The sequence below is a fragment of the Intrasporangium sp. genome (assembly GCF_035280925.1).
Taxonomy (GTDB): domain Bacteria; phylum Actinomycetota; class Actinomycetes; order Actinomycetales; family Dermatophilaceae; genus Intrasporangium.
Window position 1 is genome coordinate 56,237 of sequence record NZ_DATEEY010000181.1, and the last position, 20,978, is coordinate 77,214.

Below are 20,978 nucleotides of genomic sequence, written 5' to 3' on the forward strand. Positions count from 1 at the left end.
CGGCCCCTTCGTGGGGTCGTGCTGACACACAAGGAGGCCCGAGATGACCGACGAGAGCAGGCATGAGGAGGCGCGCGCCCGTGGGCTCGGAGATCTCGGATCGGCTGCGGAGACGAGCCCGCGATCCGAGCCGATCAGCCCCGTGGGTGGTGCCGGAGGCCCCGCGTCGGCCGCAGGCGGTCCCGGGCAGGCGGACCGTGAGCTCGAGGCGCTGAGGAGCGAGGTGCGCGCGCTGCGCGACGCGTCGCGGGCCACGCCGCAGCAGACTCGGGAGCTGGAGGCGCGCCTGAGCCACCTGCAGACCTCGCTGCAGTCCCTCTCCACGCAGAACGAGCGCCTCGTTCGCACGCTCAAGGAAGCCCGGGAGCAGATCGTCAACCTCAAGAAGGAGGTCGATCGGCTCGCGCAGCCGCCGAGCACCTACGGGCTCGTCCTCGACGAGCCAACGGAGGGGTCGGTCGACATCCTGACCGGGGGCCGCAAGATGCGCGTCGCCGTGAGCCCTTCGGTGGACTCGGCCGAGCTGGCCCTCGGGCGTGAGGTCATGCTCAATGAGGCGCTCAACGTGGTCTCCGTGCACGGGTACGAACGGGTCGGTGAGGTCGTCACGGTCAAGGAGAAGCTCGGCGACGACCGCGTCGTCGTCGTGACGCACGGCGACGAGGAGCGCGTCTGCCGGATCGCCACTCCTCTGCTGGGAGAGCGGATCCGGGTCGGTGACTCCCTGGCGCTCGACCCGCGTTCCAACTTCGTCCATGAGCTGATCCCCAAGCTCGAGATCGAGGAGCTCGTCCTCGAGGAGGTTCCGGACGTCGGCTACGAGGACATCGGCGGGCTCGCCGGACAGATCGAGCAGATCCGCGACGCGGTCGAGCTGCCGTTCCTGCACCCCGAGCTCTTCAAGGAGCATGCCCTCAAGCCGCCCAAGGGCGTGCTGCTCTACGGGCCGCCCGGGTGCGGCAAGACGCTCATCGCCAAGGCCGTGGCCGCCTCGCTGGCCAAGCAGGTGGCCGAGCGCTCCGGCCGTGAGACCGGGAAGGGCTACTTCCTCAACATCAAGGGTCCGGAGCTGCTCAACAAGTACGTCGGTGAGACGGAGCGGCACATCCGGCTGATCTTCCAGCGGGCCCGGGAGAAGGCGTCCGAGGGAAGCCCCGTCGTCGTCTTCTTCGACGAGATGGACTCGCTCTTCCGCACCCGCGGCTCCGGCATCTCGAGTGATGTCGAGACGACGATCGTGCCCCAGCTTCTGGCCGAGATCGACGGGGTCGAGCGGCTCGAGAACGTCATCGTCATCGGCGCCTCGAACCGTGAGGACATGATCGATCCGGCGATCCTGCGACCGGGCCGGCTCGACGCGAAGATCAAGATCGAGCGACCCGACGCCGAGAGCGCCCGCGACATCTTCAGCAAGTACCTCACGACATCGCTTCCGCTTCACCAGCACGACCTGGCCATCCACGGCGGGGACCGGGACGCGACGGTGGAGGCGATGATCACGGCAGCCGTCGAGCGGATGTACTCCGAGATGGAGGACAACCGCTTCCTCGAGGTGACCTACCAGGGTGGCGACAAGGAGATCCTCTACTTCAAGGACTTCAACTCCGGCGCGATGATCCAGAACATCGTCGACCGGGCCAAGAAGCTCGCGATCAAGGACTTCCTGACAACCGCGCAGAAGGGGATCCGGGTCGAGCACATCCTCGCCAGCTGTGTGGACGAGTTCAAGGAGAACGAAGACCTGCCCAACACGACCAACCCGGACGACTGGGCCCGCATCAGCGGCAAGAAGGGTGAGCGGATCGTCTACATCCGCACGCTCATCAAGGGCAAGGACGGCACCGAGCCCGGCCGGTCCATCGCCACGGCCAACACCGGTCAGTACCTGTGAGTTCCTCGTGGGCTGCCTTGGCACCCAGGCAGCCCACGATGTGAACCCGGCTCAGCGGCATACCTGAGTTGATGCCGTATGCCGCTGGGCTCGCTCTCAGGGTCGCCCTGAGCGGGTGCCCACCCGGCTCGCGAGCGCGCGCCACCCGATGAGCAGCACCGCGAGCACACCCGCGGCCACGGCGAGGAAGGGCCAGGCGAAGCTGCGCAGCACGATGGCGCGCAGCACCATCCCGATGACCAGGGTCGAGAACCAGACGGTGATCCCCGGGCCGACCTCGAGCGGCCACGAACCGCGGCGGCCGCGGACCACGAGCCACCCGATCGCCGTGCCCACGAGGAACGGGCTCGCCGTGGCGAGGACTCCTGCGAGGCTGAGGCTCTCGGCGTGCGAGGACCTGCCGATGGCCGCGAATGCGACGACGAGGACGACGTCGATGACGAAGGCGACGGCGGGGGTGCGCCAGACGGGCGCTCGCCGGCTCATGCCATCGTCTCGAAGGGCAACCTGGGCTGTGGGGGTGCGTAGGTGGGGTCGACGCCCTCGAAGAGGGAGGACACGGAGCGGCCATGGTGGATCCGGTCGATCGCCTCGGCGAACAGCGCCGAGACGGAGCGGACCCGAAGCTCTGGCCAACCGGGTGGTGCCGGGACCGTGTCGGTGGTCACGACGTCCGTGACGAAGGGATGCCCGCGGAGGCGCTCGACCGCCCGGCGGGCGAAGAGCCCGTGGGTGCACACGATGGTGGCTTCGGTGGCGCCCGCCTCGCGGAGGCGGTCCATCAGCTCGACCATGGACCCCCCGGTGGCGATCTCGTCGTCGAGGATGATGACCCGGCGTCCCGCCACGTCGCCGACGATGGAGTCGACGACGACCTGGTCATCGGAGATGCGCCGTTTCGAGCCCGCCGCCACTGGCAGGCCGAGCAGCCGCGCGAACTGGGTCGCGACCTTGGCGTTGCCCAGGTCCGGACTGACCACGATGCAGTCCGCGAGGTTGGATCCGCGGAAGTGGTCGGCGAGGACGCCGATGGCCGTCAGGTGGTCGACCGGCATGGAGAAGAAGCCGTGGACCTGCGGCGCGTGCAGGGCCATGGTCAGGACCCGATGGGCTCCGGCCGTGCCGATCATGTCGGCGACGAGACGCCCCCCGAGTGAGATCCGGGAGGCGTCCTTCTTGTCGGAGCGGGCGTAGGCATAGTGCGGCATCACTGCCGTGATCTGGGCCGCCGACGCGCCCCGAGCAGCGTCGATCATGAGGAGCAGCTCCATCAGGTGCTCCTGGGTCGGTGGCACGAGGGGCTGGACGATGTAGACGTCGCGGAGCCGGCAGTTCTCCAGGAGCTGCGCCTGGAGGCAGTCGTTGGCGAAGCGCTTGATGTCGACGGGGGACCGAGTGACACCCAGATGCGCGCAGATCCGGTCGGCGAGGGCTGGATGGGCGGAGCCGCTGAAGACGACCACATCTTTCACGGGTGATCCCCTCTCGAGGTTCGCGTCACTGTCGACGATAGTCGACCTGGTCGCTCACGTCCCGCCCCGTGTGGTTAGGGTCTCGACCATGACGGTTCGCCGGATCATGGGCCTCGAGACGGAGTTCGGCATCTCCGTGCCCGGCGACCCGCTGGCCAACCCCATGTTCCTGTCCGGTCAGGTCATCAGCGTCTATGCGGCGGCACATGGCGTGCGCTCCAACCAGTCGAGCTGGGACTACGCCTTCGAGGACCCCCTCCAGGACGCCCGCGGGTGGCACGTCGACCGGGATTCCGCGGACCCGAGCCAGCTGACTGACATCGAGGATCCGACGCTGGCCAACGTCGTCCTGCCCAACGGCGCCCGCTACTACGTCGACCATGCTCACCCGGAGTACAGCTCGCCCGAGGTCACCGTGCCCCGGGCAGCCATTCGCTGGGACCGCGCCGGGGACGCCATCGCGCTCGAGTCGGTGCGGCTGCTCGCCTCCCGTCCGGGGCAGGCTCCCGTCAACCTCTACAAGAACAACACGGACGGGAAAGGTCAGTCCTACGGGACCCACGAGAACTACCTCATGCCGCGCCGGACGCCGTTTCCCGAGATCGTCCGGCACCTCATCCCGTTCTTCGTCACCCGACAGGTCGTGGTGGGCGCCGGGCGGGTCGGGGTCGGGGTGGACTCCCGAGGAGCCGGGTACCAGATCTCGCAGCGCGCCGACTTCTTCGAGACCGAGGTGGGGCTCGAGACCACCCTGAAGCGCCCGATCATCAACACCCGCGACGAGCCGCATGCCGTGGCGGATCGCTATCGCCGGCTGCACGTCATCATCGGCGACGCCAACCAGCTCGACGTCGCGAACCTGCTCAAGGTCGGGACCACCTCGCTCGTCCTCGGCATGATCGAGGACGGGCACCTGCGGGAGGACTGGTCGATCCGTCGACCGGTCGCCGCGCTGCAGGCCGTCTCCCACGACGCCACGCTTCGGACGACCGTCGAGCTCCAGGACGGTCGCACGATGACCGCTCTCGACGTCCAGTGGCTCTACCTCGAGGCGGCCCGCGGGTGGCTCGACGGACGTGGCGACGACCCAGTGCCGGAGGCGACCGAGGAGGTCATGCGCTACTGGGAGGACGTGCTGACCCGCCTCGGCAGTGATGTCATGACGGCGAGCGGCCTCGTCGACTGGGTCGCGAAGCTGCAGCTCCTCGAGGGGTACCGGTCGCGCGACGGGCTGGAGTGGGACGACCACCGGCTGGCGGCGATCGACATCCAGTGGGCCGACGTCCGCCCCGAGAAGGGCCTGGTCCATCGACTCCGGGACCGCGGGCGGATCGTCGAGCTGACCACCCCCGAGGAGATCCGCACGGCGCAGTCGGCGCCACCGGAGGACACGAGGGCCTGGTTCCGGGGAACCTGCGTCAGCCGGTTCACGCCGCAGGTGTTCTCGGCGAGCTGGGACTCGGTGGTCTTCGACGTGCCGGGACGACCGAACCTGCAGCGGGTCCCCATCCTCGAACCGGAGCGGGGCACACGGGAGCAGGTCGGGCCGCTGCTCGACCAGAGTCACGACGTCGAGTCGTTGCTGCGGGCCCTGGCCACTCCGGAGTGAACCGGGCTCCGAGCGGGGCTTGGGCGACGCGCAGGCGGCCGCAGCGTGGAACGTCAACGCAGCGAACGGCGTGACGGGTTAGGGTCGATGTACACGTGATTCACGTTTTGGAGGTAGTCATGGCCGGCCAGGAACACGCCCGACCGCAGCGCAGGGACGAGGAGCCGCCGGAGGCCCCCGACACCCCACCCCCGACACCGTCAGGTGCCGCCGTCAAGGAGAACCTGGACGACGACATCGACAGCGTCCTGGATGAGATCGACGGAGTCCTCGAGTCGAATGCCGAGGAGTTCGTGCGAGGGTTCGTCCAGAAGGGCGGCCAGTGACCGTCAGACCCGGCTCGCGGGCGCCCAGACTCGACGACGCGTTCCTCGCGAGCGGGTCGTCGTCCTTCACCGAGTTCGTGGCTGGGTACCGGCCGGAGCTGCTGCCCTCCGGCCGGCCGCTTCCTGTCGGCGCGAGTATCGAGGCGCCGCACGGGACCACGATCGTGTCCCTCCTGCACGGGGACGGCGCCATCATGGCCGGCGACCGGCGCGCGACCATGGGCAACTTCATCGCGAACCGCGACATGGAGAAGGTCTTCGCCGCTGACGGCTACAGCGTCGTCGGCATCGCCGGGACGGCCGGGATCGCCGTCGAGCTCATCCGGCTCTACCAGGTCGAGCTCGAGCACTACGAGAAGATCGAGGGCGCCATCATGTCCCTCGAGGGCAAGGCAAATCGGCTGGCCTCCATGATCCGGGGCAACCTCGCCCTGGCGATGCAGGGCCTCACCGTCGTGCCGACCTACGCCGGATTCGACCTCGATGAGGGTGTCGGGCGCATCTACTCCTACGACGTGACCGGCGGCTGCTATCTCGAGGGCGGGCATCACTCGAGCGGCTCCGGCTCGGTGTTCGCCCGGGGCGCGCTGAAGAAGCTGTGGCGTCCCGGCCTGAGTGAGGATGTCGCTGTCGCCGTCGCGCTCGAGGCGCTCTACGACGCGGCCGACGACGACTCGGCGACCGGCGGCCCGGACCTCGGCCGACAGATCTGGCCGACCGTGGCTGTCGTCGACCAGTCGGGTGCCCGTTTCGTGCCGGAGGACGTCCTCGAGAGCCATGTCGCCGCCATCGTCGAGTCGCGCCGCGGCAACCCCGGAGGTGCGCGATGACCATGCCGTTCTACGTCCCGCCCGAGCAGGTCATGAAGGACCGCGCGGACTTCGCGCGCAAGGGCATCGCGCGCGGCCGCTCGGTCGTCGTGCTGGCCTACGACAAGGGCATCGCCTTCGTCGCCGAGAATCCGTCGCGGGCGCTGCACAAGGTCTCCGAGATCTACGACCGGATCGCGTTCGCCGCCGTCGGCCGGTACAACGAGTTCGAGTCGCTCCGAGTCGCGGGAATCCGCTACGCCGACCTGCGTGGTTACTCCTACGACCGCACGGACGTGACGGCGCGCGCGCTGGCCAACACCTACGCCCAGACGCTGGGCGCCGTCTTCACGCAGGAGTCCAAGCCCTTCGAGATCGAGATCGTCGTCGCCGAGGTCGGACAGACGCCAGACGATGACCAGATCTTCCGACTGACCTACGACGGTTCGGTCGCCGACGAGCGTGGCTTCGTCGCCATGGGTGGAGCGAGCGAGCAGGTCGAGGCGGGCCTCGCCGAGCGTTGGCGGCCCGGCCTCAGCCTGGGCGAGGCGCTCCGCCTCGCGGTCGACGTCCTGGCCGTGGCGCCGGAGGGCGGCGAGCCCCGTGAACTGGGCCCGGACCAGCTCGAGGTCGCCGTCCTGGACCGGGAGCGCCCGCGCCGGACATTCCGCCGCGTCCTGGGAGGCCTGCTCGGTCGGTTGCTCAGTCCCGAGGATCCCATCGCGGACGCACCCGTGGACGAGGCGCACCCCGGGCACCCCGAGGTGCTGAGCGGCGAGCCGAACGACAGGGCTGCCGGGCAGGCGACCCCCTCGGCCGGACCCGACCACGCCGGTCCGCCTCACGACGGTCAGGGACGTGACGACGGGCCGACACAGCCGACGTGATCGGCGGTCCACCTGCATGACGATGCCGTCCGGCCCCTTGGGGGCCGGACGGCATTCGTTCGCAATACGGCCGGGACCGTCAGTTGGTCCGCACGGGCTCCTTCGAGGACGAGCCCTGGTCGGCGCGGCCCTCGTCCGACGCGTCCGCCCGGTCATCGCCGTTGGCGGGAATCGCCTGCATCACGATGGTGGCATCGGACGCTGACGGCTCGACTGCGGCAGCCTGCTGGGCGGACTGCTCCGGTTCGGTCGGGTGAGGCGGTGCGTGCCGCGGCTCATGCGACGGGGCGGGCTGCTGGGCAACCGGCGGCTGCTGGGCGGGCAGCGCGTCGGCGATGGCGCCCCCACCCAGGGTGGCCAGCATCTGGCGGACGTTGGCCAGCTGCGAGGTGATGGCATCGCGCTGCGCGGTCGAGGCGGCCAGCTCGCGCTCGGACTCCTCGCGCACCCGCGCTGCGTGGTCGCGAGCCTCGGCGACGATGAGGTCGGCCTGGGACTGGGCGCCGTTGAGGATCGCCTGGGCGCGCCCTCGGCGCTCGGCAGCGTCCTTCTCCGACCGTTCGCGCAGCTCCCGGGCCCGCCGGTCGATCTCGGCCAGGGTCGCCTCGAGGGCTGCACGACGCGTCTCGAACTCCTTGTCGGCCTGCTCACGCCGGTTGGCCAGCGTCGTCTCGAGCTCAGCGGTCGCGGCGCCGGCCTTGGCCCGGTGGGACTCGTACTCGGCCTGGGACTCCTGCCGCTGTGCGGCGGCGACACTCTGTGCCTCGGCGATGATCGCCTGTGCCTCTCGGTTCGCCTGCGCGATGACGCGCTGCGCCTCCTCCTCGGCGCGCACCTTTGCCTGCTCCGCATAGGCGCTGGTGGTCGCCTTGAGCTCGCCGGCGGCGTTGTTGGCTCGCTCGCGGATGTGGTCCGCCTCCACGGCGGCGCGGTTGCGCATCTCGGCGGCCTCGGCGTCGGCGAGGGTCAGGATCTGGCCGACGCGCTCGCCCAGCTCGGTGTAGGTCTGCGCCTGCGAGGGAGCCGACTTCTTGAGGTCGGCCATCGCACGGGTCTGCTGGCCGAGCTGGCCGCGCAGGTCGGCCATCTGGGCGTTGAGCTTGGTCAGCTCGACACTGCGCTCGGAGGCGTCCTTCTTTGCGGCCTGGAGGGTACGGTTCTGCGATTCGATGAACGCATCGACCTCCTCCGGCTCGTAACCGCGGCGGGAGAACTTGAAGTTTGGTCTGTCGATCATGGCCATCCAAGGGAGAGATGTGGAGGAGTGCGTAGGAAGAAGGGGCGGGGCCATTGTTACAGGCTCCACCAAATCGAGACAGGGGTGTCCAGCCTCAATCGGGTATCGAAAGCCCCTGCGCTGCCAGCGACTCGATCACCGCGAGCTCGTCGCCCCGGTCGAGCCCCGCCTTCGACCGCTTCCGAGCGGTGCCCAGAGTCCGCTCCCACGCCAGCGAGTCCGCCATGGTGTCCTCGAGCGGGCGGGACGTGAGCCCGGCCCCCGCCGCCGCTGACCCGCTGCGGTCCATGAACGCCCGCCACTCGGGGTCGCGCAGCCACAGCGGGAGTGACCGCGGGCCCATGAACTCCTGAACCTGCATCCGGCCGAGGGTCTCGGCATCCGCCCGGACGACCTCGCCCGAGAAGCCCGCCACCCGAGCCGCAGTGTCGAGGACGTGCTCGAGCGGCGCGGCGGAACCGACGGCGTTGTGCACCCCTGTCGTCCCGGACAGCCCTGCGGTCACCAGCCACCTTGCCAGGTCCACGACGTCGACCCACTGGACGCTCTGGTCTGGATGGTTGGGGACGAGCACGGCACCACCGTCCTGTGCCGCCTGCGCGAAGCGCCCCGGCCAGTAGCCGAATCGATCGGACGGGTCCCCGCCACCGACGATGAGTCCGCTCCTTGCGATGAGAGCCGCGCCGGCACGTGCCGCGAGCACGGCCTGCTCACAGGCCACCTTGCCCTCGCCGTACTGCTCCGGCGCGGCCTCGTCCGACACCAGCGCGGGAAGGAGTGCCGCGGACTCGTCCGCTCCGGGCTCGTCATGCCGGGCATAGACCGAGCACGAGCTGACGAAGGCCCAGTGCGCGGAGCGCCCAGCCAGGGCCGCAACCGCGCCACGGACATGACCGGGCTGGCGGGCGAGGTCGACGACGAGGTCCCATGAGTCCCGGGCCGGCAGAGCAGCATAGGCCGTCGGGTCCGTGCGGTCCATCCGCACCAGCCTGGCTCCCCGGGGTACCTGCCCCGACTCACCCCGTGCAAGACAGGTCACGTCGTGCCCGAGCGCAAGGGCACGGGCGGCAACCGCACCGCCGAGCCAGCTGGTTCCGCCGAGGACGAGGATGGAGGCCATGGGGCCCAGCACAGCACGGCCACCGCGCCACCGTCACGCTCCTTCGCTCACGGCATGGAGAACGGTGCTTAGAGTTGGTGCATGGAGCGGCGGATCTTCGGGATCGAGAACGAGTACGGCGTCACCTGCACGACGCAGGGCCAGCGCAGGCTCACTCCCGACGAGGTCGCGCGCTACCTGTTCCGGCGGGTCGTCGCCTGGGGGCGGTCGAGCAACGTCTTCCTCGGCAACGGCGCGCGCCTCTACCTCGATGTCGGTTCCCACCCCGAGTACGCAACGGCGGAGTGCGACTCGGTCCGCGAGCTCGTCATCCAGGACAAGGCGGGGGAGCGGATCCTCGAGGGGCTCGTCGAGGACGCGCAGGCTCGCTTGCAGGACGACGGCGTCGATGGGGAGATCTTCGTCTTCAAGAACAACACCGACTCCGCCGGGAACTCCTACGGCTGCCACGAGAACTACCTCTACGGCCGCACCAGTGACTTCCAGCGGGTATCGGACATGTTCATCCCATTCCTCATCAGTCGCCAGATCACCAGTGGCGCAGGCAAGGTCGTGGCCACCGCGCACGGCGCCAGCTACGCGGTAAGCCAGCGCGCCGACCACATCTGGGAGGGCGTGTCGTCCGCCACGACGCGCTCCCGGCCGATCATCAACACCAGGGACGAGCCGCACGCGGACGCCGAGCGCTACCGCCGCCTCCACGTCATCGTCGGCGACTCGAACATGTCCGAGACCACCAACCTGCTCAAGGTCGGCTCCGCGGACCTCGTGCTGCGCCTCATCGAGCACGGCGTCGTGATGCGGGACCTGGCGCTGGAGAACCCGATCCGGGCCATCCGCACCATGAGCCACGACCCCACGGGACGCGCGACGGTGCGTCTTGCCAACGGCCGCGAGCTCTCCGCGCTCGACATGCAGCGCGAGTACCTCGAGAAGGCGTCCGACTTCGTGGACCGCGAGGGGATGCCCTCACCGGACACCAAGCAGGTCATCGACCTGTGGGGCCGGACCCTCGACGCGATCGGCTCCGGCGACCTCGACGCGATCGGTACCGAGATCGACTGGGTGATCAAGCTGCGGCTGATCGAGCGGTACCGCGCGCGGCATGGACTCGGCCTCTCGGACCCCAGGATCCTGCAGCTCGACCTGGCGTATCACGACATCAACCGGTCCCGCGGCCTGTTCTACCTTCTCCAGAAGCGCGGTCACGCTGCCCGCGTGGCCTCGGACATCGAGGTCTTCCGGGCCAAGGTCCGACCTCCCCAGACCACGAGGGCGAAGCTCCGCGGCGATTTCATCCGCGCCGCCCAGGCGCACGGGCGCGACTTCACCGTCGACTGGGTTCACCTCAAGCTCAACGACCAGGCACAGCGCACGGTCCTGTGCAAGGACCCGTTCCGGGCCGTCGACGAGCGTGTCGAGCGCCTCATGGACACGATCTCCCGGTCCCCGGCGGTGCCCCGCTCGCTCTGACCCCATCGGCGGCTGTGCGCGCCAGGGGGACAGCGGTCACAAGATGTGGGGTTACAGTGACCGGGGCCACCGGCGGGTGGCTCCTGCACCAGACCACGACCCGAAAGCCCTACTGTGCGAATTCGATCAGCCGCGACGGCCGCCGTCGCCGTCCTCGGCCTCTCCGTCCTGTCTGCGTGCGGGCAGGCCCCGTCCGGCGGCTCCGCGCCTACCGGCACGAGTGCCGACGGAACATCCACGGCGACCTCGGCGCCGGCTCCCGCACCGGCTGACGACCCGAAGGCGCTCGCCGACGTCACGGCCGCGGGTACGGTGGATCTCAAGACCGCACCCAAGGTCGACCTCGGCTCGTTGCCGATCTCGACGACCTCGGTCCAGCGCAAGGTGCTGGTCCCCGGCACCGGTCCTGCGGCGACGAAGGAGCACACGGTCCGGATCAAGACCCAGATCTACAACGGCACGTCGGGCAAGCTGCTGGACGACGGCTACACGAAGGCACGCGCCGCGGAGGGCTACCGGCTCGGACGCACCGACGTCATCGCCGGCTTCACCGAGGGCCTCGTCGGCGCGCAGAAGGGCGGCCGGATCGCCTTCACGATCCCGCCCGCCAAGGGCTTCGGCGACAGCGGCAACGCGCAGCTCGGTGTCGCACCGACCGACACCATCGTGGTCATCGCGGACGTGGCCGACGTGCACAAGGGACTCACCGTGCTCGAGAGAAACGGCACGCCGAGTCCGGCCGGCTTTCCGACGGTCGAGTTCCCCAATGGCAACGCCAAGGCACCGAAGGTGACGGTGCCCAAGGGAGACGCTCCGACCGACACCAGGCAGGCGACCCTCATCGAGGGTGATGGCCCGGTCGTCAAGGCGAACCAGTTCATCGCCGCCCACTACCACGGCGTTCTGTGGAAGGACGGCACGGTCTTCGACTCTTCGTGGGAGCGCGGAGCGGCAGCCGACTTCCCGATCGGTGCCGGCGCGGTCATTCCCGGGTGGGACAGCACGCTCGTGGGCAAGAAGGTCGGCAGCCGCGTGCTCCTCGTCATCCCGCCCAAGGACGGCTACGGCGAGCAGGGCAACCCGCAGGGCGGCATCAGCGGCACGGACACGCTCGTCTTCGTCGTCGACATCCTCGACACGTACTGAGGGCCGGCTTGGGGGCCGCCCGCCAGCCTCGATGAGCAGCTGCTGACAGACTGGAGCCCGTGCCGTCCGGCACGCTTCGACGAAGGGAATCCCCATGGCACTCGACCCCAACCGGACCAAGCCGGAGATCGACTTCCCCCAAGGTGAGACGCCCTCCGACCTGGTCGTCGAGGACCTCATCGAGGGCGACGGCCGCGAGGCCAGGACCGGGGACACGGTGAGCGCTCACTATGTCGGGGTCGCCCACTCGACCGGCGAGGAGTTCGACTCGTCATGGAACCGTGGCGCTCCACTCGACTTCCGGCTCGGTGTCGGCATGGTCATCCCCGGGTGGGACAAGGGCATCGAGGGCATGAAGGTCGGCGGACGACGCAAGCTGACCATTCCAGCGCACCTGGCGTACGGGGACCGCGGAGCGGGCTCGGCCATCGGGCCGGGGGAGACGCTGATCTTCGTGGTCGACCTCGACGAGGTGCGCTGACCACGACGTATGCCGCCGGGCCCGTCCAAGCCGAGCGCCGGCCCCCGCCGATGCCGGCACCCATGAGAAGGTGTGCGGTGCGGGAGGTCAGTGGGGCTGGATGAGCGACGCGGCGTGCCGGCCGGCAACGGCCGCGGTGAGGAACGACAGGCGGTCGTCGTCGAAACCGCGTCCCATCGTCGACAGCGGCACCGGCGTGGCGCGGAGGGCGTCGTCAAGACCGTCGCACCCGACCTCGACCAGGGTGAGCCGCCCCCCGGTCGAGTCGCACAGGGCTCGTGCCTGGCTGTGGACGTACAGGGCGAGATCCTCCGTGAGGTCCGGGACGGGGACCGCTGCCGGAACGAGGGCGACCCGCCCGTAGGCGGTCGCGCTGTGGTGCGACAGACCACGGTGCCTCGGGCGCCGATCCGCCTCGGACACCCGCAGCGATGCGATGGGGCGGCCACCGAGGACGCCGGCCGCGTTGACGGCCTCACCGGCCGAGGTGCCGGAGAAGCCCCATCGGGTGCCGGTCCCCAGATTGCCCGGTCCCTGCGCGACCACGGCGACGTCGGCGCCGACGACGAGGTGCGCGGCCAGCAGCCCCGTGTGCACGTTGACGGCCTCCAGGTCACCACCGTAGGCCTGGCCCACCGTGATGCACGCCTCGAGCCACTCCGACTCCCGCAGCCCGGACACGGTGCGCGAGAAGTCGGCGGGGAGAGCGCCGCCGTCCGTCATGACGTAGGCCACCCTGGCGTCCGGAGCCGACTCCCGCAGCCCCGCGATGATGGCCGGCAGGGCGGAGTGGAGGTCCGCGACGACCACGGGCATGCCACCGAGGTCATCGGCGTCACGAAGTAGCTCGTGGTTGGGACTGCCCTGCTCGTCGACCCCGAGCACCATGGTCTGGCCCGGGGTGTAGCGCGCCTTGACGAGGTGGCCGTCAAACGCACGGACGTCCACCGGCTCCGGGAGGTGCTCCGGAGCCGCCACGACGATGGCGACGCCACCCGTGCCCAGGCCACGCTCGAGCGCGGTCGTGTTGAGCAGCACCCGGGCACCGGCCGGGAGGTCCCCGACGATGTCGGAGTAGCCCAGCGCTCGGACGGTGTCCCCGGAAGCCAGCTCAGCGGCATACTCCACCGCCCCGGCCCACCGCGAACGCACTCCTTCGATGACTGCCGGACGCCACTGGATCATGGAGGCGACCCTACCGACGACACCCGCGCCCTGCTCATGGAAGGGCGCGCTCCAGAGGGCCCGTCGTCGGGTAGCGTCGGACTGCGCCCGCGCGGGCGAACCCGGAATGGGAGGAAGGCGGCCATGAGTGCATCATCCGCGTCGGCGGAGAAGACCGAGCGGCTGCTCAACCTGATCCTCGCCCTCAAGTCGACGCGTCGCCCCATCCCCAAGGACCAGCTGCGCAGGTCTCTGCCGGCCTATGCGGATGCACCCTCCGTCGAGGCGTTCGACCGGATGTTCGAGCGCGACAAGGACGAGCTTCGTGAGATGGGTATTCCCATCACGACCACCGTGGTCGACGTGCTCTTCGACGACGAGGTGGGCTACCGCATCGACCCCAGTGAGACGTCCCTGCCCGAGATCAGCTTCGAGCCGGACGAGGTGGCCGCCCTCGCGCTGGCGGCGCGCACGTGGTCCACGGCGAGCATCTCCGGCACGGCCACCGCGGGACTGCGCAAGCTCCGCCTCGCAGGCGTGGAGATCGACGAGTCCCTCGCGGCAGGCGTCGAGCCGCGGATCCGGACGACGGAGCCAGCCTTCGACCCGGTCCGCGCCGCCCTCTCGGCTCGTCAGCCGATCACCTTCGACTACCGGAAGAACGACGGCACCGTCAGCACGCGCCACGTCCGGCCCTGGGCCCTCAAGCACTGGCACGGCCGCTGGTACCTCACCGGCCACGACGTCGACCGCGGGGCCGAGCGCGCCTTCCGACTCGGCCGGGTCGTGGGCCCGGTGCGAAAGAAGGGGCGAGCGGGCTCCTACGAGGTCCCGGCGGACCACGTCCCCGAGGTGTCCCTGGCAGCGCAGGCGCCGGAGCCGCAGGGATCCGCCGTCGTCCGGGTGCGCCACGGCCGCGGTCACGTCCTGCGCCAGGCGGCAAGCAGGACGCAGGACCTCGACCACCGGTGGGCCGAGATCGAGGTGCCCTATGAGCGCGGGCGCACGGAGCGTGACATCGCCGCGCTGGGCAGCCACGCGGTCGCCGTCTCGCCCCCCGAGCTCGTCGAGGGCGTCCGCGCGGCCCTGCTGCGCACCATCGAGACGCATGCGCCGGCAGCACACCAGGGAGGCAGTGCCGATGAGTGACAAGCGGGTGGCTGGCGACCGGGTGGCCGCGCCGAGCGGCGCAAGGACTTCCACCCGGTCCACGGCACGGTCCACCGCCGAGACCGCGACCCAGCGGCTCGGTCGACTCCTCGACATGGTCCCCTGGCTGCTGCGCCACCAAGGGGTGAGCATCGAGGAGGCCGCGAGGGAGTTCGGCCTCACGTCGGCGCAGATCGAGTCCGACCTCGAGCTGCTCTTCGTGTGCGGCACGCCCGGCTACACGCACGCCGAGCTCATCGACGCCCAGTGGGACGACGGCCACATCTACCTGGCCAACGCGGACGACATCGCTGCGCCGATGCGTCTCACCCGCGACGAGGCGGTGACCCTCACGGCCGGGCTCCAGGCGCTGGGCTCGACGCTCGTCAACTCCGAGGTTGTCGAGCGGACCCTGGAGAAGCTGCGCAAGGCAACGACGGCCGCCGACCCGGGTGGAGGTCAGATCGCCCTCGACCTCGACGACGGCAGCCAGCACTCGGTCATGACCCAGCTCAAGGAGGCACTCGGGGCCCGACGGCGCGTCCACTTGTCGTACTACGTGGCGACGCGCGACGAGACGACGGAGCGGGACGTCGACATCATGCGGATCGTCAACCTCGACGGGCAGTGGTACCTCGAGGGCTGGTGCCACCGGGCCGACGCGGTGCGCTTCTTCCGGGTCGACCGGATCGAGGCTGCAACCGTGCTCGACGAGGACGGCACGCCCCCTCCGGAGGCGACGCCCCGCGACCTCGACGACGAGATCTTCGTCCCCAGCGAGGGCGACCTGACCGTGGTCCTGGAGGCCGCCCCGCAGGCGGCGTGGATCGCCGACTACTACCCCAACGAGGGGATCGTCCGGGGCGCCGACGGATGGGTGCGGGTCACGCTCAAGGTGGCCGACCCGGCCCTGGTCCGTCGCCTCGTGCTGCGGCTGGCCGGCGACGTCCGGGTCGCCTCGCCGTCCGAGCTGGCCAGTGCAGTGGCCGACGAGGCGCGAGCCGCGCTCACTCTCTACGAGAGGGGCTGACGCCCGGCGACGTGGGACGCGGTCGACCGGTGGACCCACGGCCGCCTCGTTGTTCACGTCCGGCACGTATGCTGGTCACCTGCAGCGTCGATGCTGCCAGCGAACGGCCCCCAATGAATGCGGGTCCCTGACGTCCGAGGAGACGACACATGCCCAACCTGGGTGCCCCCGAGCTCATCATCATCGCCATCATCGTCATTGCGCTGTTCGGGTGGAAGAAGCTTCCCGACATGGCGCGAAGCCTCGGCCGCTCGGCCCGGGTCTTCAAGTCCGAGGTCGACGAGATGAAGAAGGACGGCAAGTCCCCGAGCGAGGCCTCGCAGACAACCGTTGCCGGCGACGTCGTCGACGGCGATGCGCCGCGCCGCGCCGCCGATGCGGAGGCCGAGGCCAGGTCTGCGGAGGCTCGCGCCCAGGAGGCGGAGACCCGCGCTGCCCAGGCGCGCGCCGACGCCGACCGGTTCCGGAGCGATCCCTCGCTCTGAGCGCTCCCGCTGAGCGCTCTGCCCTGAGACACCGCCCGACCGACCGAAGCCCGAAGCCACCCAATGCCGTCGTTGTTGCGCAAACGCAATCCCGAGGGACGCATGTCCCTCGCCGACCACTTCCGCGAGCTCCGCAATCGCGTCGTCGTGGCCGGGCTGGCCATCCTCGCCGGTGCCGTCGTCGGCTGGATCTACTACGACCCGATCATCAACCGGCTCATCCAGCCGCTCAAGGATGTCGCCGCCCAGCGCGGTGACACCGGTCTGGTCAACATCAACTTCGGGACGATGACGGATGCGTTCGCGATCAAGCTCACCGTCGCGCTGTTCGTGGGGCTCATCCTGGCCTCGCCTGTCTGGCTGATGCAGATCTGGGGCTTCGTCGTCCCGGGGCTGACGAAGAAGGAGAAGCGGGTCACCCGCCTGTTCGTCGTCGCGGCCGTGCCGCTCTTCGTCGCCGGTTGCGCCGCGGCCTTCCTCATGGTGCCCAAGGCCGTCGCGGTCCTGCTCGACTTCACCCCGGTCGGCGCCTTCAACATCCAGGACGCGTCCCTCTACCTGTCGTTCGTCCTGAAGTTCATCATCGCCTTCGGGTGTGCCTTCCTGCTGCCCGTCTTCCTCGTCTGCTTCAACATCATCGGGCTGCTGTCCGGGCGTGCCATGCTCAAGGCGTGGCGGCCCGCAGTGATGGTGATCTTCCTCTTCGCCGCGATCATGACCCCGACCCCTGACGCGTTCACGATGCTCTTCATGGCCTCGCCGATGATCCTGCTCTACTTCGCGTCGGTCGGGATCGCCTTCCTCTTCGACCGCAGGAAGCGGGAGAGCCTGCCCGGCTGGCTCGACGTGCCCGACGACCAGGCGTCCGCCCTGTAGCGTTCGGGTGTGTCCGAGCGCGTCGCCCTGATCGTCAATCCCACTGCCGGAAAGGGAGCTGGGCGGGCACTCGGCGAGGCGACTCGTCGGCTCCTGCTGAGCCGCGGACGGGACGTCGTCGACGTGTCCGGCCAGACGTGGTCCGAGGCGGGCGCGCGCGCGACGGAGGAAGTCCGCCGCGGCGTCGACGCGCTCGTCGTCGTCGGGGGAGACGGCCTGGTGCACCTCGCGGTCAACCTCGTCGCCGGTTCCGCCACGCCGATCGGTGTCGTCGCCGCCGGCACGGGCAACGACTTCGCCCGCAACCTCGAGCTTCCCATCCGCGACGCGGCCCGCGCCGTGGACGTCATCACACAGGGCACCGTCCGCACCATCGACGCGGGCCGGGTGACCGGACCCGGCGGCGAGACGAAGTGGTTCGCCGGCGTCCTCGGAGCCGGTTTCGACGCGATCGTCAACGCCCGCGCGGCGCGCATGCGCTGGCCCAGGGGCCAGATGCGCTACAACCTCGCGGTGCTCCGCGAGCTCCCCGTCTTCAAGCCGATTCCCTACGTCGTCGTGCTCGACGGCCGACGCACCGAGACCAGCGCGATGCTCGTCGCGGTGGCCAACACGCCCTCCTTCGGAGGCGGCATGCGAGTCTGCCCCGACGCGGATCCCACGGACGGGCTCCTCGACGTCCTCGTCGTCAAGGCGATCTCGGTGCCGGCGTTCCTCCGCGTGTTTCCCAAGGTCTACCGGGGGGCACATGTCACCCACGAGGCGGTCGAGATCCACCGTGCGACTCGGGTGCGGTTGGAGGCACTGCACATCCCGTCACAGGCTGACGGCGAGCCGTTCACGGCTCTGCCCCTCGATATTGACATCGTGCCGCAGGCCGTGCGGGTGCTCGCGCCGGACAAGGATGAACAGCCATGACGTCGCCAGACGCGGAGAACCGCAGCGGGCAGGCGCTGCGTGAGTTCGCTGGGGAGCTCGACTTCCCGATGGACGACTTCCAGGTCGAGGCGTGCCGGGCCGTCGAGGACGGTCGCGGTGTTCTCGTGGCCGCACCCACAGGGGCCGGCAAGACCGTGGTGGGCGAGTTCGCCGTGCACCTCGCCCTGAAGGCGGGGCGGAAGGCCTTCTACACCACGCCGATCAAGGCGCTGTCGAACCAGAAGTATGCCGACCTCGTCCGACGGCACGGCGTCGGGCGCGTGGGGCTGCTCACCGGTGACGCGTCGATCAACGGAGAGGCGCCGGTCGTCGTCATGACGACCGAGGTCCTGCGCAACATGATGTATGCCGGCTCGAGCACGATGGACGGGCTCGGCTGGGTGGTCATGGACGAGGTCCACTACCTCGCGGACCGGTTCCGCGGAGCCGTCTGGGAGGAGGTCATCATCCACCTGCCACCCGATGTCAGCGTCGTCTCGTTGTCCGCCACCGTGTCCAACGCCGAGGAGTTCGGGGCGTGGCTGGAGGAGGTGCGCGGAGACACGGCTGTCATCGTCTCGGAGCACCGCCCCGTGCCGCTCTGGCAGCACATGATGGTCGGCCAGTCGCTCTTCGACCTGTTCGTCGAGGAGACGGTCGCGCGGCGCGGCAGCGCTGCGGCCGCACCGGAGTTGAGTGTCAACCCTGATCTGCTGCACGCCATCCGTGGCGCCGCGGGTCGAGGCGCGTGGGACTCGCACTGGTCGGGCGACGGCCGCGGCCGGTCGCGAGGTCGCCGGAACGGGAGGGGGAACGGCCGGGCTGACGACTGGGGAGGGCGGGGGCGGCGCGGTGAGTCGCGTGGGCCCGGCACCGGCGACCCGGCTCGAGGGTTTGCCCGTGGCGGGCGCCCCGGCGGTGGCGCGACCCGGGCCGAGGTCATCGACCGCCTGGACCGGGAGGGCCTCCTTCCGGCCATCACGTTCATCTTCAGCCGGGCCGGGTGCGAGGCGGCCGTCGGTCAGCTGCTCGCCACCGGGATGCGCCTCGTCACGGACGCGGAGGGTGGCGCCAACCGGCGGTTCGTCGAGGAGCGGGTCCAGGGCATCGCGGAGGAGGACCTCGCCGTCCTCGGCTACCGGGACTTCGTCGAGGGCATCTCGCGGGGCTTCGCCGCCCACCATGCGGGCATGCTGCCGACGTTCCGCGAGATCGTCGAGGAGCTGTTCACCCAGGGGCGGGTGCGCGCCGTCTTCGCAACCGAGACCCTGGCCCTCGGGATCAACATGCCGGCCCGCACCGTGGTGCTCGAGAAGCTGGTCAAGTTCAACGGCGAGAGCCACGTCGATGTCACTCCCGCCGAGTACACCCAGCTGACCGGGCGAGCCGGCCGCCGCGGCATCGACATCGAGGGACACGCCGTCGTCATCTGGAACCGGGGCCTCGACCCCGAGAGCGTTGCCGGCCTTGCCTCGACTCGGACGTATCCACTCCGTTCCAGCTTCCGACCCACGTACAACATGGCCGTGAACCTCGTGCGCCAGTTCGGACGGGGCAGTGCCCGGGAGATCCTCGAGACCTCCTTCGCGCAGTTCCAGGCCGATCGTGCCGTGGTCGGCCTGGTGCGGACCGTGCGACGCAACGAGGAGGCGCTGACCGGTTACGCGGAGGCGATGACCTGCCATCTGGGTGAGTTCTCCGAGTACGCCGCCATGCGCAACGAGATCCGCACCATCGAGAAGGAAGGCGCGAAGGCGCGCTCCGCCTCGATGCGCGCGGCGGCTGCGGTGTCGCTCGAGAACCTCAAGATCGGCGACATCATCCGCATCCCCAGCGGGCGCCACAGCGGCCTGGCCGTGGTCGTCCTGCCCAACCGTGGCGGCGGACGTGGCGACGCCCCGTCGCCGGCGGTCGTCACCGAGGACCACCACCTGCGGCGCCTGACCCTGCATGATGTCCCGTCGCCCGTCGAGCCGCTCGGCACCATGCGGGTTCCCAAGCACTTCAACGCCAAGAACCCGAAGGCTCGCCGCGACCTGGCGGCGACCCTCCGGTCGACCCTGCCGCACGACCCGCCACGCAGTCGCCGCATCGTGGAGGAGGACGCCGCGGACGAGCGCATCGACGAGCTGCGCCGTCGCCTCCGCGCACACCCGTGCCACCGGTGCCCCGACCGCGAGGACCATGCCCGCTGGGCGGAGCGATGGTGGCGGCTGCGTCGCGAGACGGACGGGCTCCAGCGGAAGATCGAGGGCCGCACCAACTCCGTCGCGAAGACGTTCGACCGGATCTGCGACCTCCTCGTCGACCTGGCCTATCTGGCTGACGGCGGGGAGCGCGTCACCGAGCACGGGGAGCGGCTGCGCCAGCTCTACACCGAGAAGGACCTGCTCGCCGCCGAGTGCCTCCGTGAGGACGTCTGGCGGACCCTCGACCCGCCGTCGCTCGCCGCCGTCGTGTCAACGCTCATCCACGAGCCGCGGCGCGAGGACGCCGGCCTGGCGCCTCGATGGCCGAACGACGACGTGCGCGAGGCCCACGACCGCATGCTCGCCATCTGGTCGGACCTCGAGGACGCCGAGGGTGCGCTCGCGCTCCCGACGACCGGCGCGCCGGATCCCGGGATCGCGTGGGCCGTCCACCGCTGGGCGAGCGGCCGCCCCCTCGAGGAGGTGCTGCGGGGCACCGAGCTCGCGGCCGGTGACTTCGTGCGACGGTGCAAGCAGGTCATCGACCTGCTGGGCCAGCTGACCGACGCCGGCGACCGCGACCTCCAGCGGGTCGCCAGGAAGGCGAGCGTCGCCGTCCTGCGTGGCGTCGTCGCGGCCGACCGACTGGACTGAGCCAAACGCCAAGATCACGTATGCCGCTCCGCCGGCTCAGCGGCATACGTCACCGTTTGTGG

19 protein-coding genes are annotated in these 20,978 nt (G+C 70.1%); 14 read left to right on the plus strand and 5 right to left on the minus strand.

What is annotated here, in order from left to right:
* Positions 1-43: 43 nt before the first annotated feature.
* On the plus strand, positions 44-1,891 hold the full coding sequence (arc, locus tag VJN29_RS16745; RefSeq protein WP_324144771.1) for a proteasome ATPase: 1,848 nt from the start codon (positions 44-46) through the stop codon (positions 1,889-1,891).
* A 96-nt stretch (positions 1,892-1,987) separates the two neighbouring features.
* Here the strand turns inward: arc and VJN29_RS16750 are convergent, their stop codons facing one another.
* Positions 1,988-2,377, minus strand: a complete 390-nt coding sequence (locus VJN29_RS16750) for a DUF3054 domain-containing protein (RefSeq protein ID WP_324144772.1) — start codon at positions 2,375-2,377, stop codon at positions 1,988-1,990.
* Positions 2,374-3,363 (minus strand): ribose-phosphate pyrophosphokinase, encoded by a 990-nt coding sequence (locus VJN29_RS16755; protein WP_324144773.1) that lies wholly within the window; start codon positions 3,361-3,363, stop codon positions 2,374-2,376. Before VJN29_RS16755 ends, VJN29_RS16750 begins: the two co-directional genes overlap by 4 nt.
* Positions 3,364-3,451: 88 nt before the next feature.
* Between VJN29_RS16755 and dop the strand changes: the two genes are divergently transcribed.
* From dop to prcA, 4 genes are all read left to right on the plus strand, one after another.
* A complete protein-coding gene (gene dop / locus VJN29_RS16760) occupies positions 3,452-4,972 on the plus strand; it encodes a depupylase/deamidase Dop (RefSeq protein WP_324144774.1) in 1,521 nt (506 codons plus the stop codon).
* Positions 4,973-5,091: 119 nt separating this feature from the next.
* Positions 5,092-5,298 (plus strand): ubiquitin-like protein Pup, encoded by a 207-nt coding sequence (locus VJN29_RS16765; protein ID WP_324144775.1) that lies wholly within the window; start codon positions 5,092-5,094, stop codon positions 5,296-5,298.
* Positions 5,295-6,128 (plus strand): proteasome subunit beta, encoded by an 834-nt coding sequence (gene prcB, locus VJN29_RS16770; RefSeq protein ID WP_324144776.1) that lies wholly within the window; start codon positions 5,295-5,297, stop codon positions 6,126-6,128. Before VJN29_RS16765 ends, prcB begins: the two co-directional genes overlap by 4 nt.
* Complete coding sequence (prcA, locus tag VJN29_RS16775; RefSeq protein ID WP_324144777.1) at positions 6,125-6,994, plus strand: proteasome subunit alpha; 870 nt, start codon at positions 6,125-6,127, stop codon at positions 6,992-6,994. Before prcB ends, prcA begins: the two co-directional genes overlap by 4 nt.
* Before the next feature lie 79 nt (positions 6,995-7,073).
* Here the strand turns inward: prcA and VJN29_RS16780 are convergent, their stop codons facing one another.
* A complete protein-coding gene (locus VJN29_RS16780; RefSeq protein ID WP_324144778.1) occupies positions 7,074-8,231 on the minus strand; it encodes a hypothetical protein in 1,158 nt (385 codons plus the stop codon).
* Between the two features lie 94 nt (positions 8,232-8,325).
* Positions 8,326-9,351 carry an NAD-dependent epimerase/dehydratase family protein gene (locus VJN29_RS16785; protein WP_324144779.1) on the minus strand — a complete coding sequence of 342 codons (1,026 nt, stop codon included), beginning with the start codon at positions 9,349-9,351 and terminating at the stop codon, positions 8,326-8,328.
* Between the two features lie 81 nt (positions 9,352-9,432).
* Between VJN29_RS16785 and pafA the strand changes: the two genes are divergently transcribed.
* The 3 genes from pafA to VJN29_RS16800 all read left to right on the plus strand — a co-directional run bounded on the left by pafA (position 9,433) and on the right by VJN29_RS16800 (position 12,451).
* Positions 9,433-10,824, plus strand: a complete 1,392-nt coding sequence (pafA, locus tag VJN29_RS16790) for a Pup--protein ligase (RefSeq protein ID WP_324144780.1) — start codon at positions 9,433-9,435, stop codon at positions 10,822-10,824.
* A gap of 114 nt (positions 10,825-10,938) precedes the next feature.
* Complete coding sequence (locus VJN29_RS16795) at positions 10,939-11,970, plus strand: FKBP-type peptidyl-prolyl cis-trans isomerase (RefSeq protein WP_324144781.1); 1,032 nt, start codon at positions 10,939-10,941, stop codon at positions 11,968-11,970.
* Positions 11,971-12,064: 94 nt separating this feature from the next.
* The gene (locus VJN29_RS16800) at positions 12,065-12,451 is read left to right on the plus strand and encodes an FKBP-type peptidyl-prolyl cis-trans isomerase (protein WP_324144782.1); all 387 of its coding nucleotides are present in this window, start codon (positions 12,065-12,067) and stop codon (positions 12,449-12,451) included.
* A gap of 87 nt (positions 12,452-12,538) precedes the next feature.
* Here the strand turns inward: VJN29_RS16800 and VJN29_RS16805 are convergent, their stop codons facing one another.
* Positions 12,539-13,636: a DUF3866 family protein gene (locus VJN29_RS16805; protein ID WP_324144783.1), complete on the minus strand. Its 1,098-nt coding sequence runs from the start codon at positions 13,634-13,636 to the stop codon at positions 12,539-12,541.
* Between the two features lie 123 nt (positions 13,637-13,759).
* On the opposite strand from VJN29_RS16805, the gene VJN29_RS16810 reads away from it, so the two are divergent.
* From VJN29_RS16810 to VJN29_RS16835, 6 genes are all read left to right on the plus strand, one after another.
* A complete protein-coding gene (locus VJN29_RS16810; RefSeq protein ID WP_324144784.1) occupies positions 13,760-14,764 on the plus strand; it encodes a helix-turn-helix transcriptional regulator in 1,005 nt (334 codons plus the stop codon).
* Positions 14,757-15,794: a WYL domain-containing protein gene (locus tag VJN29_RS16815; RefSeq protein WP_324144785.1), complete on the plus strand. Its 1,038-nt coding sequence runs from the start codon at positions 14,757-14,759 to the stop codon at positions 15,792-15,794. Before VJN29_RS16810 ends, VJN29_RS16815 begins: the two co-directional genes overlap by 8 nt.
* Before the next feature lie 149 nt (positions 15,795-15,943).
* Complete coding sequence (tatA, locus tag VJN29_RS16820; RefSeq protein WP_324144786.1) at positions 15,944-16,279, plus strand: Sec-independent protein translocase subunit TatA; 336 nt, start codon at positions 15,944-15,946, stop codon at positions 16,277-16,279.
* A gap of 102 nt (positions 16,280-16,381) precedes the next feature.
* The gene (tatC, locus tag VJN29_RS16825; protein ID WP_324144787.1) at positions 16,382-17,155 is read left to right on the plus strand and encodes a twin-arginine translocase subunit TatC; all 774 of its coding nucleotides are present in this window, start codon (positions 16,382-16,384) and stop codon (positions 17,153-17,155) included.
* A 9-nt stretch (positions 17,156-17,164) separates the two neighbouring features.
* Positions 17,165-18,073 (plus strand): diacylglycerol/lipid kinase family protein, encoded by a 909-nt coding sequence (locus VJN29_RS16830; RefSeq protein ID WP_324144788.1) that lies wholly within the window; start codon positions 17,165-17,167, stop codon positions 18,071-18,073.
* A complete protein-coding gene (locus VJN29_RS16835; protein ID WP_324144789.1) occupies positions 18,070-20,916 on the plus strand; it encodes a DEAD/DEAH box helicase in 2,847 nt (948 codons plus the stop codon). The genes VJN29_RS16830 and VJN29_RS16835 overlap by 4 nt, the downstream gene beginning before the upstream one ends.
* Positions 20,917-20,978: the final 62 nt, after the last annotated feature.

Bases quoted from the DNA above. Each gene is read 5' to 3' on its own strand.
- VJN29_RS16835 (WP_324144789.1), top strand. From the start codon at position 18,070: ATGACGTCGCCAGACGCGGAGAACCGCAGCGGGCAGGCGCTGCGTGAG.
- arc (WP_324144771.1), top strand. From the start codon at position 44: ATGACCGACGAGAGCAGGCATGAGGAGGCGCGCGCCCGTGGGCTCGGA.
- VJN29_RS16815 (WP_324144785.1), top strand. From the start codon at position 14,757: ATGAGTGACAAGCGGGTGGCTGGCGACCGGGTGGCCGCGCCGAGCGGC.
- prcA (WP_324144777.1), top strand. From the start codon at position 6,125: ATGACCATGCCGTTCTACGTCCCGCCCGAGCAGGTCATGAAGGACCGC.
- VJN29_RS16810 (WP_324144784.1), top strand. From the start codon at position 13,760: ATGAGTGCATCATCCGCGTCGGCGGAGAAGACCGAGCGGCTGCTCAAC.
- VJN29_RS16765 (WP_324144775.1), top strand. From the start codon at position 5,092: ATGGCCGGCCAGGAACACGCCCGACCGCAGCGCAGGGACGAGGAGCCG.
- VJN29_RS16750 (WP_324144772.1), bottom strand. From the start codon at position 2,377: ATGAGCCGGCGAGCGCCCGTCTGGCGCACCCCCGCCGTCGCCTTCGTC.
- tatA (WP_324144786.1), top strand. From the start codon at position 15,944: ATGCCCAACCTGGGTGCCCCCGAGCTCATCATCATCGCCATCATCGTC.
- VJN29_RS16780 (WP_324144778.1), bottom strand. From the start codon at position 8,231: ATGATCGACAGACCAAACTTCAAGTTCTCCCGCCGCGGTTACGAGCCG.
- dop (WP_324144774.1), top strand. From the start codon at position 3,452: ATGACGGTTCGCCGGATCATGGGCCTCGAGACGGAGTTCGGCATCTCC.
- VJN29_RS16805 (WP_324144783.1), bottom strand. From the start codon at position 13,636: ATGATCCAGTGGCGTCCGGCAGTCATCGAAGGAGTGCGTTCGCGGTGG.
- pafA (WP_324144780.1), top strand. From the start codon at position 9,433: ATGGAGCGGCGGATCTTCGGGATCGAGAACGAGTACGGCGTCACCTGC.
- VJN29_RS16785 (WP_324144779.1), bottom strand. From the start codon at position 9,351: ATGGCCTCCATCCTCGTCCTCGGCGGAACCAGCTGGCTCGGCGGTGCG.
- tatC (WP_324144787.1), top strand. From the start codon at position 16,382: ATGTCCCTCGCCGACCACTTCCGCGAGCTCCGCAATCGCGTCGTCGTG.
- VJN29_RS16800 (WP_324144782.1), top strand. From the start codon at position 12,065: ATGGCACTCGACCCCAACCGGACCAAGCCGGAGATCGACTTCCCCCAA.